Source organism: Pseudomonas sp. AC112, from assembly GCF_979253545.1.
In genome coordinates, this window is record NZ_CEEDCM010000001.1 from 3,160,062 (window position 1) to 3,176,733 (window position 16,672).

Genomic DNA, 16,672 nt, shown 5'->3' on the forward strand with positions numbered 1-16,672 from the left:
GGCAGGTTTTTCCGTCTCGAGCATCAAGACAGGTAAGACGCAGAAAAAAGCGTCCACCCAACCCTTTCACGACAGGACAGTCTTTATGCTCAGCCGCGTCAGCGCTTTGCGCACCGTTATCCTCGGTTTATCGGTGGCAACCGCCAGTCACAGTGTCATGGCCGCCACGGCGGCGCCCGCCCAGGAACAATCCCAGCCGCACGCGTATGACATTTCGCCCGGCAGTCTTGACCGTGTGTTGGGTGCGTTTGGGCAGCAAGCGGGTGTGATGATCGGTATCGATTCCGCGCTGGCTGCCGGCATTCAGAGCAAGGGTTTAAAGGGCAGTTTCTCTGTGGATGAAGGTCTTGAGCGACTGCTGGGTTCGGCGAATTTACAGGCAGAGCGTGAGCCGGACGGCTATCGCGTGGTGGCCAAACCGGGCTCCCAGGACGGCAAGGTGGAATTGCAAACCACCCAAGTCAGCGCCAACCAACTGGGCACGGTCACTGAAGGCACGGGTTCGTATACCCCTGGCACCATTGCCACGGCCACGCGCCTGGTGCTGACGCCGCGGGAAACTCCGCAATCGATCTCGGTGGTCACCCGCCAGGTCATGGATGACTTCGGTCTCAAATCCATCGACGATGTGATGCGCCACACGCCGGGCATCACCGTGTCGACCTACGACACCGAGCGCACCAACTATTACTCGCGCGGTTTCTCCATCGAGAACTTCCAGTACGACGGCATACCGACGCTGCGTGATGCTCAATACTCGGCGGGCCAGACCATGACGGACATGGCGATCTACGACCGTGTCGAAGTGCTGAAGGGCGCTACCGGCCTGCTGACCGGTGCCGGTGGCCCTGGCGGTACTATCAACCTGATCCGCAAGAAGCCGACCTCCGAGTTCAAGAGCAGCATCGAACTGGGCGCGGGCTCCTGGGATAACTACCGTTCGCAGGTCGACGTCAGCGGTCCCCTGACTGAAACCGGGAACGTGCGCGGTCGCGCAGTGGCCGCCTATCAGGACAAAAAATCGTTCCTTGATCATTACTCACGCAAGACCCGCGTGCTCTACGGCATTCTCGAAGTCGACCTGACCCCGGACACCCTGCTGACCCTGGGCGCCGACTACCAGGACAGCGACCCCAAAGGTTCCAGCTGGACTGGCACCCGTACCATCTTCGACGCCACCGGCAACAAACTCGACTTGCCGCGCTCGTTCAACAACGGGCCGAAATGGGGCTCATGGCAACAATACAGCCACACTGTCTTCGCCACCCTGGAGCATAGCTTCGACAACGGCTGGGTCACCAAAGGCCAGTACAACCATCAGGTCAACGGCTATGACGCGCCACTGGGCTACATCTCCCAGGATTCGGCGACAGCCAGTTCGATCTATGCGGCCAAATACACCGGCGACACCACCAGCGACAGCCTGGATGTTTACGCGTCGGGGCCGTTTGAGCTGTTCGGACGTGAGCATGAACTGGTGATCGGGCAGTCCGTTTCCAGCTCACGGTGGAAGGGCAAGGACTACCGTAATCCCGTCTACTTCGACAATTCCTATGATTTCTACAACTGGCACGGTGAGGCTATCGAGCCTGCGTGGGGTAAGGCATCCCGCTTCAGTGATGAAATCACCCGCCAGACCGGCACCTATGTCACCGGACGCTTCAGCCTGACCGATGCGCTGCACCTGTTGCTGGGCACGCGGGTTGCCAACTATCAAGTCACCGGCACCAGCGACACCGAAGAAAGCGGCAAAGTAGTGCCGTACGCCGGCCTGACGTACGACCTCAACGAAAACCTCACCGCCTACGCCAGCTACACGGAAATCTTCAAGCCGCAGACCCAGTACCGCGATCGAACCAACACCATGCTTCAACCCGACGAGGGCAAAAACTACGAGATAGGCCTCAAGGGCGAATTCTTCGATGGCCGCCTGAATGCCAGCCTCGCCTACTTTGAAGTGCACGAAACCAATCGCCCAATCGCCGATACCGTCTGGAACTCGCAGCCGGCCGTTGATTACGCGTACATGGGCACCGAGAGCAAAACCAAAGGTTACGAAGCCGAAATCTCCGGCGAACTCGAGCCAGGCTGGCAGTTGCAGGCCGGTTACACCCACAAGATCGCCCGCGATGCTGATGGTAAGAAAGTGGCGACCTGGGAGCCCGAGGATCAGGTCACCCTCTATACCAGCTACAAACTCCAAGGCAGCCTGGACAAACTCACCCTGGGTGGTGGCACGCGCTGGCAGAGCGCGGGCTGGCAAACCGTGCGCAACTGGGGCTATCCCGGTGGCGGCCGTTCGGAAAAATTTACCCAAGACCCATACTGGCTGGTGGACGTGATGGCGCGCTATCAACTGACCCAGAACCTGTCGGCCACGCTGAACGTCAACAACCTGTTCGACAAGAAGTACTTCACCAATATCGGGTTCTATGACTCGGCGTATTACGGTGACCCGCGCAACGTGATGGTCACGACGCGTTGGGATTTCTGAGGCAGATGAGAGCAAAAGGCCGAGTTCCCTCGGCCTTTTTTATTATTGGAATGCTGGGGTGTCTTGGGTGAGGACCAGTACTCGCTCTACCAACAGTTCGCTCAGCACGATCAATTGCTGGCTGGCCAGCAGCTTATGACGGCTGGCACCTTCGAGTTCGAAGGCCAGGTCGGTGGTCATGGCGTTGAGTGAGGCGAGGGTTTCGCTGGCTTGGATCAGCAGGGTTTCGCAGGTGATGTCCGAAGAGATTGTAAAGAGGTTTGCGGAGGGGGGATTGGGGGTGATCTTTTTCATGATGAAGCTCCCACACTGTTTAAGGAGCTACCGCCCCCTGCTGTCAAACAGGAATGGGTGGCAGCTGTACGCGGGTTGACAGACCGGAAGTGTAGGAACCCGGCGCACCCGAAGATGCCCCACGCACAGCCGCCATGAACGAGGCGGAACGCGTAAAGCATGCCGTCTTATCAAGGGGTGTGAAAGGTTACACTTTTCGGCCTGTCAAAGCCGGTCGCTGATGAGCAGCGACGGGAGGAAGTTAGCGTTGTGACGCGGGTTGCGCTAGTTCATCAATGGCGCGGTAGTTTGAAGGAAAATCCTGAAGGTTCGTCCTGTCGGGCTTTCCAAGCCCTAGATACAACAAAACCCGTACTGGGCGGGTTCTGTTGATGCTTCGAATTGGTGGGCCGGGGTAATCTGAATTGATTCTATAACATGTTGATTATTATAGATTGTTTTCGGTTAAATTTTTTATTGGAATACCTTTTGGAATACCATTCGCGAATCTTCTTAAATTCCTACCTTTGCGTCGATCAATGCTCAATTCCACAGCTGTTCGTCGGATCTCACTTTTGAGCGGAGCCAACGGCTTCTGATAGCCATTGCTGGCGATTGTGCATTCCTTCACTCGCTCTGGCGAGTCAGCACATGCCATATTGCCTTCGAGTACGGCAAATGGGCGGTCTCTACTACTTCCTGCTCCAACGCCCGGCGAATACCGCGTCGGCGGCTACTACAGTACCACCAAGGCTGACGATTTCTATCTTGCTGCGGACGTGGCACAGGAGCCGCTGAGCGATACAGGCTTCAAATCCCACAACAACAAACACGGCGCCTAGTGGGTGGTGCAGCATCAGGTCTACAAGGATGCGACCAACCCGGCACGGGCGCTGACCTTGTTTAGCGACGCCACTGTGCATGACAAGGCCACCAACAAGATCGATCGCTACATCCAAAGTGGAGCTTTACTACGACTTCCTGGTCAGCAAGTGGCTGACAGCGCGGCCAAACATTCAATACGTGGTGAGTCCTGGCGTCAACGATGTCGACAATGCCTGGATTGCCGGTTAGAAGTTTGAAACTACGTTGTAGTGCAAGATGTGCCAGGTTTGGCGCTGGGCCCAGTTTCTTTGCCTGCGTGAGTTATGAGAGCCCATACTAGTTCAGTCGGGGAGGACGGACCCAGGCCGTACAATATGCTCTGCATAACAGCTGCGTCACAGCATGGATTGGCACGATGTAGAGCATGTAAATAGAGAGCAGCCATTGTATCGCTCTCTTGAGCTAGATCCTGCTGGGGCGGAAAATAATCCGAGAGTGAGGTCGGGTCTTGACCGGAGATCTATCAGGTATCTATTTCTGCAAAGTCCACTAATCTTGATTGAGTAGTTTGGAGTTTTTCAGTTTTTCAGCAATGTACGTAGCGTTTATCTCTTCTTGCGCTATGAGGATTTCTATTGCTCGAGCACGACTGATTTCATGTTGTTCGCATATTTTGTCTAAACTTCGAATGGCCTTGTCGGAAAGTATAAAGTTGTACTGAGACTTTCCTGATAGGTTGCTTCTGTATTTTTGCTGGCTCCATCGTGCTTTAATTTTAGTAAGGTAGAGCTCTCTTTGTTCGTTGATGATAAGGTTTTCGTCAAAATATATTAAAAGGTCTTCATAGTCTTCAAATGGGGGGCGTGAGAGATTGAGTTGAGTGTTCTTTGTAAGCCATTCCCACGCGAGCAAGATTTTTTGGTTGTCGTCTTTAAACCATCTGAAAGGTTTGTCAGTGTTTTTTTGTGATCTCCACAGTTCCTCTATGTTCTTTAGTTCAATACGCTTGTAGGTGATGTCGGCTTCCCAGCAGTCTGCGATGTAATACAGCCTGTCTATTCCATGTAGGTTTGTTGGGATCATGAATGGAATAAGTCCTGAAGCGCTAAGTAATCGATTACTTACCCATGAGATTTGGCGTTTGCCCTCATGTATCCACTTGAAGTGATCCTGATGAAGTAGTTTTGCCGCTTCCTGTTGTTTCAAAGTCTCAGCGATGTGTGGGTTTAAGCTCAAGCACTCTGCGATTATGTTGCGCATCTCTCGCGGCGCTCTGTCGAGGGGGCCAATATTGAGCCCGTATTCTTGGAGGCGTTTCCATAGCCAAATATCCCTGCGGTCATTGACTAAATTGTCTCCCCAGAGCTGAGAAAGATTATCATTGATTCTGATGGCCATTTTATAAGTCTTCTAGAAAAAATTCAGTAGCGTTATAGCACAAGCATAGAGATTTTGCATGAGTTTTATAGTGTTTAGCTAGAATATTTATAGTAGATATTTTTGATGATAGGGCCGAAATTATGCGGTGTTTAAGGCATCAGCACCATGGAGGTCGCCCAACTGAGCACCCGTGAACAAGCCGCTGAAGTGCTGCTGGGCCTGAACCGCCTTGAGGTCAACAAGGGGCGGCTGCCGAAAGGTCTTCAAAAATCCGTCAACGCCGCCGCCCATGGCAAGGAAGGGTCGCTTCTTACCATGTCCGTTCTCTAGCCTCTGAGTGGTTCATTGACTCGCCAGTAGACAGGAGTTTCGTGGCCCTCAGTAAAGTTCTACTGACCTTGCCAATCCTCTGGACGAATACAGGAGATGCGTTCATGAGGATAATTCGATTGAAAGAGGTCATGGATCTAACTGGCCTTGCTAGATCTACGATTTACAAGTTTATTTCGGGAGATTCATTTCCCAAACCTATTTCCTTGGGGGACCGTTGTGTAGGTTGGCTGGAAAGTGAAGTTCACGATTGGATACTAAGTAAAGTTAAAGAGCGGGATCAGTTGGTGAAGAATGATGCTTGAGGATCTGCTGCGTTTGCCTTTGTGAATTTCACTGGCTCGGTTCTAGTTAACACCATGAAGGAACTTATCCTTCATGGTGTTTTTCCAGAGTTGTTGTTTCTCTGTAATGTATCTTTTTTAACAGGGCTTGTGGGTGTTTTATCTAGTGTCGTGCCGTCAGAAAGTTTCGGTATTGGTACTATGCTTATACAGTATCTCTATTGTGAGTTTGGCTTGTCTGTACTGGTTAGGTGTAGGGGTGTGTCGGAGGGAAGGTAGGCACTCTAAGCAGAGCAGTACTGTGCTCTACATTCTTAGGTGTAAGTAAAAATGTACTAGTGGGCCTGACTATATGAAACTAAATACTCGGAGCTCCATCATGGCTAGATATCCAGGCAACACGAACTTAACCCTTCATTACGAAGGTTCTTATCAAGGCCTGACCGTGCAAGTGGATAAGGGACCCTTCATCCAAGAGTACCTAAACCGTCTTCATCAGACGGTATCTCGAGCGCTTAATCAGTACCCTCGTGTGTTCGCATTCAGGTTTGACCTGCGGCTACCAGCTAACAATCAATTGCCCGATTACGCTTTCACGAACGAAGTTATTGACCGCTTCATCGAATCCTTTAAAGCCAAAATCAAGCACAATCGCCAAATGGCGAAACTTGTGAATAAGTACGCTCACGACACCAAGGTGCGTTACGTCTGGGCTAGGGAACAAGGGCAGCACGCGCGACCACATCATCACTTTGCGATCTTGCTGAACTACGATGCATTCAATGCGCTGGGTAAGCTCGAATCAGGCAGAGACAACATGTTTAATCGCTTGGAAGGAGCGTGGGCAAGCGCTTTAGGGTTATCAGTAGAGGCTGTCAGGGGATTGGTCGAGATTCCACAAAATCCTTACTATCACTTGTATCGCGACGAGATAGCCGGACAGGCAGCCTTCTTCCATCGTGCGAGCTACCTGTGTAAGTCGAGCACGAAGGTTTTTGGGGATGGTTCCCATGGTTTCGGGTGCAGCAGAACCTGAGCACAACGCTGAATCACGACAAAAAAATAGAAGGACACCGTGCCGACGACCACCCTGGCAATGCCAAAGGCGGTCCATCGGACGGTGTGTACATTGGAGTTAAAGGTAACCTCGTTCAGCCAGCGATACGCAGCCTTCATGACCTACAACGATGTGATCCAACGTCTGGGTGCCAATCATGCTGAGGGCGTTCTTGAGCGCCTGGGTTAGCGTGCGATCAGCTTGGCTGGGTTCAGGGTCGCCGGATGGATGGTTATGTACCAAAATCACCGCTGCCGCATTGTGCTCCAACGCAATCTTGACCACTTCTCGCGGGTAGACTCTGGCGCCATCCAGTGTGCCTCTGAATAGCTCCCTGAAGGCAATCACTCGATGTTTGCTGTCGAGCAGTAGTAGCGCAAAGACCTCGTGCTCGTGGTACTGCAGCAGTGTTTGCAGGTGGCTAAAAACCTGCTTTGGCTCCGTTAATGCCCGGCCTTTAGACAGACGGCTCATTGCCAATTGTTGTGCCATCTGCAGGATGTCAGCCTCGGTAACCGGGGATTCCATGACATAGGTACCGATTGTTTCACCGGCTATCAGCTTGTGATATTTCATTCGGGTATTCCTGAGCGAATAGGGAAGAACGCAGAAGAGTTGATGGCTACTGAACCGAAGACCTGCTTTTGTGCTGCGAGGCTCGCGATTCCAGCTTCTGGGCAAGTGAGGGTTTGGCAGGCGCTGCCGGTGGAGGGGGGTTGAGTTCTATACGGCTGGGCTGATCTTCAATGACAGGGAAGAACTCCTCGACGATGGCACCTGTGTCCTCCACGGTGTCCTCAAAGGCCCCATTGTTAAAACCCTGCCGTGCCGCTTGATCCAAGGCGCTCTGGTCAAAGCCTGCGGCTTGACGGGTCTCCTCCAATTGCTTGGCTGCAAGTAAGGCATCCTCCATGCCCAGACCGCTGCGTACCGTGATGTCTACGTAGAAAATCGGTACACCGTGGCTTTGGCGAGTGGACTTACCGCGAAGACGCAACTCCAGCGGCAAGCAGGCCAGTCGATCGCCGGAGATGGCTTGCAGATAATGCAGTCGCGCTGCGAGGGTGCGGATGCTGTTGTAGCCGGTAGTGCGAAAGACAAAGCTGCCAAGTGGATCGTCATCGCCAATCACCACGTTGAGCCGGCCGTAAGGTTTGCAGGCACTGCCTTGGGCCAGTGAACAGCCATCCGGGGAAGGGCAGGGCAACGACTGAATGCCATCCTTGGTCAGACGCTTGCAGGTCTCACCATTGCCGACGCACAGCGGGCGACCAGTGTTGCGGTCGAACAGGCTGTAGTCGGCTCGAAAGTTGAGGTCCGGCTCGTTGAACAGCAGCCGGATCGGAATGCTGCGCAGTTTGCCGTCCTGGCCATTACGCAGCTCCTCATTGAGGGGGTGCAGCAGCCAGCCGTCACGGCTCTGTACTTGGGAGGTAAGGGTGAATTGATCGTCCTTTTCCGGTAGACGCTTGCCGTTCTTTTCGACGAGCTTGCCAATGGATATTCGGCCCAAAATCGGCGGAGTGATGGCTAAACCTTTGAGCATGGGAGTTCTCCTGTATCTGAAATAAAAATGCCACCGAGACCGCGTAAACGGCCAGGGTGGCGTTGGAGAGAAAGGGCATGGGAATAAGGGAAGCGCGAGCGAGCGTTCAGGCCAGCAGAAAACGTCGACTGCCGGTTTTTGTGGTCGAGTAGCGTACTTGCAGGTGGGGTTTTTCTTTCAGCAGGCGGGGGATATCCAGGGCCGTGCTGTCTTTGGCTTTCTTCCACGTGATGCTGCCGGTTGCGAAGGTCGCCCGACTGGCATCGCCCATGGCCTGTTGCAACGTTTGCTTGAGCTGAGCTTCCTGCTTCTCCTGCAGAGCAATCGACTTGCGCACGTTCTGCAGTTCGGTAAAGGCCGTGCAGAGCAGTGTGTCGTGGCTAAAATCCAGGATTTGTCCATTGTCATGCGGATACAGACAGCGCAAAGCTTGCTCCGCCGAGGCAGAACCGTCTGCTGGCGGCGGGGTGTCACTGACGACGTAATCCCAGAAGAGCCGTTCCAGGTCAATCAACCGAGCTATCAGTGACTCATCGCGTTCAATGCGATGAATTTCCAGGTGCTGACCTCCGAGCAGTACCGCCACATCCGCCGCCTGCTTGCCAGTCACGGCCAACTGGTGAATGACCTGCAACTGCACATACTCGGGCACGCCTTCTTTCCAGAGACGTGCGCCGTTTATGCCGGCGGTTTTGCATTCGAGAATCTGCACTTCTGACGCACCGATAACCTCACGGTCGATATTGGCCAGCATCCAGGCCAGTTTGGGATCAGGATGCTGCAGAACCGCATTGACCCGGCGGACCCGATGACCGCTGCGCCGGGTGTAATGGGATGCGACAATCGGCTCCAGGATGTTGCCCCAGTACGCGGGGTTTTCCTCATCCTGCGGATCGATCATGGGCAGTAAAGTGTCACGCCCGGTTTTTTCCATCCAGAGTTCCAGCTGTGATTTATAAGGGTTCAGGCCCACAGCGGCGGCGGCATCCGAACTGCCGATGCCTTGCTTGCGCACGGTCAACCAGTCCTCACGCGGCAGTTGTTTGGTGCCGACCAAGCGTAAGGCAGGACGGGGTTTAGTTCTGAGATGTAGTAGGGATTGAGTGCTCATAATCATTTCCTTGAGGCATAAAAAACGCCCAACCAGCACGAAGCTGATCAGGCGTTTAGGGAGTGGAAGAACAGAATGGGGAAGGGGTTTATGAGGACAGTGAAAACTAGGCCTAAGCTGCAAGTTGTAGCGCCGCCTCCAGCGCCCGTTGCTTGAGCTGTGCTCCTTGCCCGAACCAGGCAGAGTCCATACGGTACTCGATGCTTCTCGCACGGCGTTCGTGGTCGACGTACTCCGTCACGGCGTTGAGCAGGCCCCAGGCGGTTCCTTGAGCTGACTCCAGGGTTGACCCGCGACCCTGACCTTCATACAGGCATTGCACCTTGCGTAGTGCCCGCTCGTTGGGAAGTACTGCCGGTAGTGGCATGTTCGGATTGGCATCACACAGCACGTTCATGAAGAATCCCATGGCTTCATGCCACTGAACTTTGCGTTCAGATAGCATTCGCATCCGGTGCATGAAGTTGTCCCATTGCGAGACAGCGATACCGAGTTGCTTTTTTACTGCCTGTGGATCGAAGCGCGTGCTGTGCGGCACCTTGATCGCTTTGCACGAACCGTCCAGCGCAATAGTCAACGTGTTATTGCAAACTACCCGCACAGTTGTAGGTGTGGCCGTGGTAGCCAAGGTACCGTCACAGGAGGTGGCCAGCAGGAGATAACCATTGACCTGATCGTTGCCTTTCAAGGTCGTTCCTTGGCCAGTGCGGGCCAGCGCCCAAAACTTGCGACCGCCTTTGAGTACGCCGGCCGTTTCCAGCTCGTAGCCCGATACTTCAGTGAGGTCCCGATAGAACTCCAAGACCTCGCGCGGCTGCACGACTTGGTAGCGCTGAGAAACCACGGACAACGGGGCCTTAGTATCGGAGCGGTAGAGAACCTTCTGGTCAGGGAAGGTGTGAATTGAGCCAAGTGCACCGATGCTATCGGATTTGAAATGCACCGGGCTGTCCTGGATCTTCCAGTCCATACCCGCTTCGCGCTGCCAGATTTCGATGGGTTGTTTCGGAGAAAGGCGACTACCCAGACCGTGCCAGGGAGTTGCGCCAACATAAGCCATTTGTTCAATGAGATGAGCCATGGGAATAGGTCCTTTGACAAAGGGGAAGCCCCTGTTTGCATGAGAAACAGGGGCTGACTCGATGATTTAGCGATTAGCGCTGAAGCTGTAACCGCACTCTAGGCATTGATAGTTATTCAGTACCTTGTCATCGATCTGTTCACCGAGCGTGGCCCCGGCGATACCGCCAGCGACCCCTCCAAAAAACCCCCCTAAAATCGCCCCAGCGACGCTCCCGATCGCGATGCCTATTGGGCCTCCGGCGACACCTAAAACAGCTCCAGCTTCGGCGCCGGACAGAGCGCCAGCTGTACCACTGGCGGCGCCGCCTGCGGCACCGATCAAACCGCCTGCTTGTTTCCCAATATTTTTCGTGACGATGCGTCCAGAGTTACAACTTGGGCAAGGGCTATACATACGCAGATCCTCTCAAATGATGAGCGTGCTAAGCGAAGTGCAGGCACGCCAAAATCCCAACTGCAGTCGATACAGGCGGGCGTTCATAGAGGTGATATAGGTCTGAAATATTTTTGATTATCCACGGGCGCACAGCCAATGGTCATACAGAATGGACGGTGGAAAGGCACTGGGCTGACCTGCGCGGCCTGGCAAGATCAGCAGTTGAACAGTGCGACACTCGAGCAGGAGGGAGTATGAGGCAAACCCGCCCTACAACTGACCGACTATCGGGTCTCTCGGACCAGAAATCCATTGATAGCGCCCAGCGTTACGACAGTAAAGACTCAGGCTAAGGTGCTGGCATATGGGCATGATTTTCTAGCATTTGTCCATGGGAAGTTCTTGATTCGCCGTAGTGAAACTACAGCGCTCCCATCCCGAATTTGTTGTGCCCCGAAAAATGTGCCGAGCGAGGTACTGTCATTGATCGCCAGCGGGATTGGCGATTGACGCATCAATGTGAGCGTGTCGGTCGTCCTGAAAATCCAAACCCATGGTCTGCGGGTATTTGGATTTTAGTTTACTGAGCTGAAACGACGACGGTACTCAGTTGGCGTGAGGCCAACGACTTTTCGGAACCGCGACCGGAAGGTCACCGCAGACCCGAATCCGGAAAGAAATGCCGTTTGATCAATCGATATCTCGCTCTCCTCAAGCAATGCACGCGCTCGATCAATACGAGCGGTCAGAAGCCACTGTAAAGGAGTAGTACCAGTCTGTTCTTGAAATCGCCGAGCGAAGGTGCGGGAGCTCATGTTGGCGCGAGCCGCAAGACTATCGACCGTGTGCGAACTGTTCAAATTGTCCCGTATCCATTCGATCAACGGCGCCAAGCTCGTAGGAGAGCCTGGAAGCTCCTGACGAATAAACTGGGCCTGACCACCATCACGGTACAGTGGCGCGACCGCTAGACGGGCAGTATTTGCCGCAACAGACTGACCATAATCGCGTCGCACGAGATGCAAACACATATCCAATCCTGCTGACGCACCCGCCGAAGTCACGATGCTACCTTCATCAACGAATAGAACATTAGGTTCTACTGTTATCTCTGGGTAAAGCCTGGCCAAGTCCTCGGCGAAGCGCCAATGCGTCGTGACGCGCTTTCCGCTTAGAAGACCGCTCGCGGCAAGGATAAAAACTCCTGTGCAGATTGACGCTAATCTTGCACCACGAGCATGTGCCTGGCGAAGAGCAATTCTTACCGCCTCTGGAACCTCTCCAAACGGGTCTTCACACCCGGGAATGACAATGGTGTGGGCCAGCTCAAGACGGTCGAGGCCGTACCGCACATGCATATCAAAACCAGTGGCCCGAATTGTCCGCTCGGGTGCGCACACCTCCACCTCGTAAGCTTTGCTCCCATCAACCTGAGAAGCCAAAGCGAAAACCTGATAAGCGATACCAAAGTCCAACGGCACCACGTCATTCAATACCAGAACCGCAATTTTATGCACGGCGTCGACCTCCGCTCTCACAATCAAAATAACTGGCAGAAAACGATCGCTTGATGTCATTTAAGCCACTCACGTGCAGCGTCCGGCAGGAATACTCTTTTAGTCAAGTACGAAGAGAGGAAACGGTAATGTCTGATGAGATGAGCAATGAGAGTGAAGGCCGCCAACTGCAGATTGGCATGGTGATTTTTCCTGGTTTCACTCTGCAGGACTTGGCCGGCCCACAGACGGCATTCGGCCTTCATGCCAAAACCCACATAATCTGGAAGACCCTGGAGCCCGTTCCCACGGATATGGGCGTCACCATGAACCCCACGATCACGATTGATGACGTTCCAGATAACCTGGACGTGCTGTTTGTCGCAGGTGGCGGAGGAACGCCTGAAATCATGAAGGACCAGGAGCTGCTCGATTTTATTGCTCGCGCAGGCAAGACTGCCACCTATGTAACCGCTGTATGCACAGGCTCTGTACTTCTTGCTATGGCGGGACTATTGGAGGGCTACCGTGCAGCGACCTATTGGCCTTTCTACGAACCCCTTATCGCACTGGGTATCGAACCGAGCTACGAACGGGTATGCGTCGACAGGAACCGAATCACAGGTGGCGGTGTAACGGCAGGTATCGACTTTGCGCTGAAGGTCATCGCCGAGCTTAAAGGCCAGGATGCGGCAGAGTTTACTCAGCTTGTGCTCGAGTACGACCCGCAGCCGACAATGAACTCGGGGAATCCACGTACCGCGCGGCCGGAGATCGTCGCACAGATAAAGGGGCTGTGGGGGAGAACTGACGAGGCTGTGAGAGTCGCGAATGAGCATATGAAGCGTCGAGCGCAGTTATCAAAACTAGCTCCCGCGTGATCGTTGCTCTGTAACATTGTTCTCGGCGGACCTTGATCAGTCATTTCTGCGCCATGCCGCGGGGTCGCTCTAGGGTCAGTTCCTAAGCTGGCGTCAAGTTCAAGCATATAGCCCCGCGCGTACCTACGCACGGGGGGTTTACGTTTAGAGTTGGCTCATTAGTGGCCCACTTGTAAGCACCCACGTGAATGCCATCTTTACAATCCTTCGCACGTTTCGGCTCCTTTTGAATGAATGGATTCAGCATTCTCAAGAGCCATAAGTCAGCGGGTGCATCCAGGATGAGTTCGGCTTCGCTATGTACCGCTATTGATTATCGAGCACTCAACACTCAACCGATTCTCGCGGCGGACATACTGCGGTGAATATCCATGCAGTCGAACGAACGCCCTACGCATTCGTTCTGGGTCAGTAAAACCGACCGCCTGAGCAATCTGCTCGATCGGCTCGCTGCCTTCTTGCAGACGTAAACACGCCGCTTCGACGCGCAAGCGTTCCACTGCTTTAGCTGGTGTTTCACCTGTCTCTCGGCGGAACGCTCGTCCGAATTGTCGCAGGCTCAATCTCGCCGCATCGGCGAGTCTCTCAATGGGCAACTCCTCGGCCAGATGCTCTCTCGCGAATTTCAGCGCAATACGGATGCGATCTGACTCTGGCTCCATTTGTGACATCGCGGAAAACTGTGACTGGCCACCAGGCCGTCGATATGGAACGACCAGCAATCTGGAGACATCGCGCGCTACATTCACGCCCATATCTTTCTCAATCAGGGCGAGGGCCAGATCGATCCCGGAAGCGATGCCGGCCGACGTCCAGATGTGCCCGTCCTCAATAAAAATATTGTCCCCCTCAACCTTGATGCGGGGAAAACGCGATTGCAGTAGTGCGGTGTGATTCCAGTGCGTCGTGGCCCGCCGATCGTTCAACAGCCCGATTTCCGCAAGCAAGAACGCCCCGGTGCACACGCTGGCGACTCGCGAAGCGTTGACGATCAATTGCCTTGCTGCGGCGAGATTCTCTGCTGTCAGCATTGGCTCGACTTCGCCACCCACAAAAATCACGGTGTCAAAGGTGTGCTGGCAAACTGGAGTAGTTTCGACCGGAAGGCCTGAATTACCAATAACCGATCCTCCGGAGTGCGATACGACACGAAGCTCATACGGCTTATGACCAACAGCCGTCGCCACTTGATTGAATGCAGACAGTGGCCCAGCAAGATCGAGGGCATCATGACCAGGGCAGACAAAAAATCCAATTCGGTACATCGCAGCTCAGCTCCAGCGTTTTAAGTCTCAGATTAACGGGAACCCTAGTGTAATACCACGGAGCCTGGCGCCCTTCATGGCTTTTAGTAGCGAGATTTATTGGCTTAAAGTGAGGGATAAACGTCGTTTTCGTTTCCCATACTCCTACGTAAAGTTGGTGACACGCACACCATGAGCGACGGTTGTAATGCTCGCTTTTACAGGTTCGCAGGCGGCGCAGTAGAGCACTAAGAATCACCAATGTTTTAGTCCAATGCTCGTAAGGCAACGGCTTGAGTACGCTTACTCAGGAGTGGGCCCGCTACGTATGAATGCATCGTCTCCAAGCCAGGGGAGGAGCACTCGTTGTAGCAAACATTTTGGTGATCGCGGTACGTGACTCTGCGAGGCCCATAAACACGCACATTTCGCTAGGCAGCTACGAGGGTTCAACATGACTTTGCATATAAAACCAGTCGCCACGACTGAATACGACGATGTAATTCAGGCAGCTCAAGCTTATATTGACGGTTATCGCTCTGGGGACATCGCTGGAATTGAGAAAGCCTTCCACGAAGACGCGATAATGTGGGGCTACACCGGCGATGAGCTGCTTCAAGGTCCAGCTGTTCCTGTATTTGCTAGTTTCTTCAAAGCACTGGGCGCTTCGCCGAACACCCGCAGTCGCCTGGATATCTTGGCTATCGCACCCACAGCTGCAGTTGTCCGAGTGGACATGGAGAATGACGTTTTGGGCGCGAGCTTCCACGACTTTCTTTCGCTGCTCAAGATCGACGGTCAGTGGAAAATAATCTCGAAGATATTCCAACGATACGCCTAAGCAAGCGACGGAGCCGCATCGGATAAATTTAGCCCGTCAGATGCAAGATCCTCTTCCTCTAAGCCGATGCTAAAAGGCTTGAACGCGCTAACCTGAGGTGCATCGCAACCAGACAAGGGTCGCGCGCGAGGTCACCTGAGATAAGCCAGCAATTTTTTGTTGTGTTACACGCACGAAGGTAGCTAAGGCAAAAAAACTCTTTGCCTTAGCTTCATGCCGAATCTACTCGATAAACGCGGCCAGCGAATCCGACAACGTGGCTGGCGGCGTCGCCCAGTTTAAACGCTCGTCACGGTCAGCCACTTTTATCTACTGGCGCTCATCGTTGAAACTATCGATTCATTTTGCGTCATCAGCCATATTTAAAGCTCGCGCGGTGGCCTCAACCTTGATCGATTCCTTCTCGCCCTTGGCATTCTCTACCGTAAGATTCACAAGCACCTGGTCACCTTCTTTTACCTGTTTCACCAGGTCAATAAGCATAATGTGATAGCTGTGGGGATCCAGGATGACTGCTTTGCCAGCAGGCAAGGCGACGAACTCTACTGGTTGCATGCGCATCACGTCGTTCTTGATTGTCGACTGGTGAACTTGCACGATTTTCGCCACCGGTGACTGGGCACTGAGCAGCTTGCTGTCGCTGCTTGCAGTTATCGTCATGAACGCACCAGTCGCTTGTTGTCCTGGCACTGTCGCGCGAACCCATGCGCCCTCTATCTGCGTTTGGGCTGAAACCTGGAAAGCCAGCCCTAGTAGAGAAAACCCAAGTACGATCTGTTTAACGTGTTGATTTATATTGGTCAAATCTGGACCTGAATACATTAGCAAATCTCCATGAGTGTAATCAGATCTTCTGCACATTGTTGTGCCGAAAGTGCTTGAGAAAATCCAAGGCGTAGCGTTCCTTGGTAGTCATACACATAGCTTGTCGATGAATGAGTAAGTGTATATGTTGACCCAATCGGTACTTTCTCGTAAAACACGCCAAACTCTTTGGCTGTAGCCGCTGTTTCTTCTAGCGTTCCGTAAAGAGCGATAAATGACGGATCAAAAGTTTTTACATAGGCGTCTAGGACGGCTGGTGAATCCCGCTCGGGATCGAGCGTAATAAAGATAACCTGAAGAAAGTAGCCGTCCTTATCCATCATTTTTTTGATTTTAACTGCACGAGCCAAGGCGGTGGGGCAGACTGCCGGACATTGAGTGAATCCAAAAAAAATCATGGGCATCACGCCTCGATAGCTTGAAAGCGTTCTTACCTCGCCGTCGGTGTCTTTTAGCCGGAATGTGCGCCCAAGAATTTTATTGCTTAAGTCTTTGCCGTATTTGTACGATAGCTCACCTCGGGTATCGCATCCTGCCAGCATGCCGATACCTAGAAGTCCCATACCTGAAATCACCTTGCGGCGAGTCAACAAAACGCTCATTGATTCAAGCCTCTTTATACAAAA

18 protein-coding genes are annotated in these 16,672 nt (G+C 53.3%); 7 read left to right on the forward strand and 11 right to left on the reverse strand.

Going from position 1 to position 16,672, the window contains the following annotated elements:
- Positions 1-85 precede the first annotated feature (85 nt).
- Positions 86-2,494 (forward strand): TonB-dependent siderophore receptor, encoded by a 2,409-nt coding sequence (locus AC0IYN_RS14675; RefSeq protein WP_471841968.1) that lies wholly within the window; start codon positions 86-88, stop codon positions 2,492-2,494.
- A 42-nt stretch (positions 2,495-2,536) separates the two neighbouring features.
- Here the strand turns inward: AC0IYN_RS14675 and AC0IYN_RS14680 are convergent, their stop codons facing one another.
- Positions 2,537-2,788 (reverse strand): DUF6124 family protein, encoded by a 252-nt coding sequence (locus tag AC0IYN_RS14680; RefSeq protein ID WP_471841971.1) that lies wholly within the window; start codon positions 2,786-2,788, stop codon positions 2,537-2,539.
- A gap of 900 nt (positions 2,789-3,688) precedes the next feature.
- On the opposite strand from AC0IYN_RS14680, the gene AC0IYN_RS14685 reads away from it, so the two are divergent.
- Positions 3,689-3,841 carry a carbohydrate porin gene (locus AC0IYN_RS14685; RefSeq protein ID WP_471841975.1) on the forward strand — a complete coding sequence of 51 codons (153 nt, stop codon included), beginning with the start codon at positions 3,689-3,691 and terminating at the stop codon, positions 3,839-3,841.
- A gap of 300 nt (positions 3,842-4,141) precedes the next feature.
- On the opposite strand, the gene AC0IYN_RS14690 is transcribed toward AC0IYN_RS14685, so the two are convergent.
- A complete protein-coding gene (locus tag AC0IYN_RS14690) occupies positions 4,142-4,990 on the reverse strand; it encodes a hypothetical protein (protein WP_177054735.1) in 849 nt (282 codons plus the stop codon).
- Positions 4,991-5,137: 147 nt separating this feature from the next.
- Between AC0IYN_RS14690 and AC0IYN_RS14695 the strand changes: the two genes are divergently transcribed.
- From AC0IYN_RS14695 to AC0IYN_RS14705, 3 genes are all read left to right on the forward strand, one after another.
- The gene (locus tag AC0IYN_RS14695; protein WP_177054734.1) at positions 5,138-5,302 is read left to right on the forward strand and encodes a hypothetical protein; all 165 of its coding nucleotides are present in this window, start codon (positions 5,138-5,140) and stop codon (positions 5,300-5,302) included.
- Positions 5,303-5,406: 104 nt separating this feature from the next.
- Positions 5,407-5,607 carry a helix-turn-helix transcriptional regulator gene (locus AC0IYN_RS14700; RefSeq protein ID WP_008436723.1) on the forward strand — a complete coding sequence of 67 codons (201 nt, stop codon included), beginning with the start codon at positions 5,407-5,409 and terminating at the stop codon, positions 5,605-5,607.
- Positions 5,608-5,965: 358 nt separating this feature from the next.
- On the forward strand, positions 5,966-6,622 hold the full coding sequence (locus AC0IYN_RS14705; protein WP_047335636.1) for a YagK/YfjJ domain-containing protein: 657 nt from the start codon (positions 5,966-5,968) through the stop codon (positions 6,620-6,622).
- A 99-nt stretch (positions 6,623-6,721) separates the two neighbouring features.
- Here AC0IYN_RS14705 and radC read toward each other — a convergent pair whose 3' ends face one another.
- The 6 genes from radC to AC0IYN_RS14735 form a co-directional block, all read right to left on the reverse strand.
- Positions 6,722-7,219 (reverse strand): RadC family protein, encoded by a 498-nt coding sequence (gene radC, locus AC0IYN_RS14710; RefSeq protein WP_016973819.1) that lies wholly within the window; start codon positions 7,217-7,219, stop codon positions 6,722-6,724.
- A 46-nt stretch (positions 7,220-7,265) separates the two neighbouring features.
- Positions 7,266-8,189, reverse strand: coding sequence for a recombination directionality factor (locus tag AC0IYN_RS14715; RefSeq protein ID WP_169893878.1), 924 nt, complete (start codon positions 8,187-8,189; stop codon positions 7,266-7,268).
- A 106-nt stretch (positions 8,190-8,295) separates the two neighbouring features.
- Positions 8,296-9,300 (reverse strand): YqaJ viral recombinase family nuclease, encoded by a 1,005-nt coding sequence (locus AC0IYN_RS14720; RefSeq protein ID WP_169893880.1) that lies wholly within the window; start codon positions 9,298-9,300, stop codon positions 8,296-8,298.
- A 112-nt stretch (positions 9,301-9,412) separates the two neighbouring features.
- Positions 9,413-10,381 (reverse strand): DUF932 domain-containing protein, encoded by a 969-nt coding sequence (locus AC0IYN_RS14725; protein WP_016973816.1) that lies wholly within the window; start codon positions 10,379-10,381, stop codon positions 9,413-9,415.
- Between the two features lie 66 nt (positions 10,382-10,447).
- A complete protein-coding gene (locus AC0IYN_RS14730; protein WP_471841983.1) occupies positions 10,448-10,777 on the reverse strand; it encodes a hypothetical protein in 330 nt (109 codons plus the stop codon).
- A gap of 557 nt (positions 10,778-11,334) precedes the next feature.
- Positions 11,335-12,336 carry a helix-turn-helix domain-containing protein gene (locus AC0IYN_RS14735; RefSeq protein WP_310863768.1) on the reverse strand — a complete coding sequence of 334 codons (1,002 nt, stop codon included), beginning with the start codon at positions 12,334-12,336 and terminating at the stop codon, positions 11,335-11,337.
- 68 nt (positions 12,337-12,404) lie between these two features.
- On the opposite strand from AC0IYN_RS14735, the gene AC0IYN_RS14740 reads away from it, so the two are divergent.
- Complete coding sequence (locus AC0IYN_RS14740) at positions 12,405-13,136, forward strand: DJ-1/PfpI family protein (RefSeq protein ID WP_177117559.1); 732 nt, start codon at positions 12,405-12,407, stop codon at positions 13,134-13,136.
- Between the two features lie 296 nt (positions 13,137-13,432).
- On the opposite strand, the gene AC0IYN_RS14745 is transcribed toward AC0IYN_RS14740, so the two are convergent.
- Positions 13,433-14,401, reverse strand: a complete 969-nt coding sequence (locus AC0IYN_RS14745) for a GlxA family transcriptional regulator (RefSeq protein ID WP_016973813.1) — start codon at positions 14,399-14,401, stop codon at positions 13,433-13,435.
- A 433-nt stretch (positions 14,402-14,834) separates the two neighbouring features.
- Here AC0IYN_RS14745 and AC0IYN_RS14750 point away from each other — a divergent pair, with 433 nt between their 5' ends.
- On the forward strand, positions 14,835-15,221 hold the full coding sequence (locus AC0IYN_RS14750) for a nuclear transport factor 2 family protein (protein WP_016973812.1): 387 nt from the start codon (positions 14,835-14,837) through the stop codon (positions 15,219-15,221).
- A gap of 339 nt (positions 15,222-15,560) precedes the next feature.
- On the opposite strand, the gene AC0IYN_RS14755 is transcribed toward AC0IYN_RS14750, so the two are convergent.
- Together AC0IYN_RS14755 and AC0IYN_RS14760 are read right to left on the reverse strand one after the other, a co-directional pair.
- Complete coding sequence (locus AC0IYN_RS14755) at positions 15,561-16,043, reverse strand: copper chaperone PCu(A)C (protein WP_177117560.1); 483 nt, start codon at positions 16,041-16,043, stop codon at positions 15,561-15,563.
- On the reverse strand, positions 16,043-16,648 hold the full coding sequence (locus tag AC0IYN_RS14760) for an SCO family protein (RefSeq protein WP_016973810.1): 606 nt from the start codon (positions 16,646-16,648) through the stop codon (positions 16,043-16,045). Before AC0IYN_RS14760 ends, AC0IYN_RS14755 begins: the two co-directional genes overlap by 1 nt.
- Between the last annotated feature and the right edge of the window lie 24 nt (positions 16,649-16,672).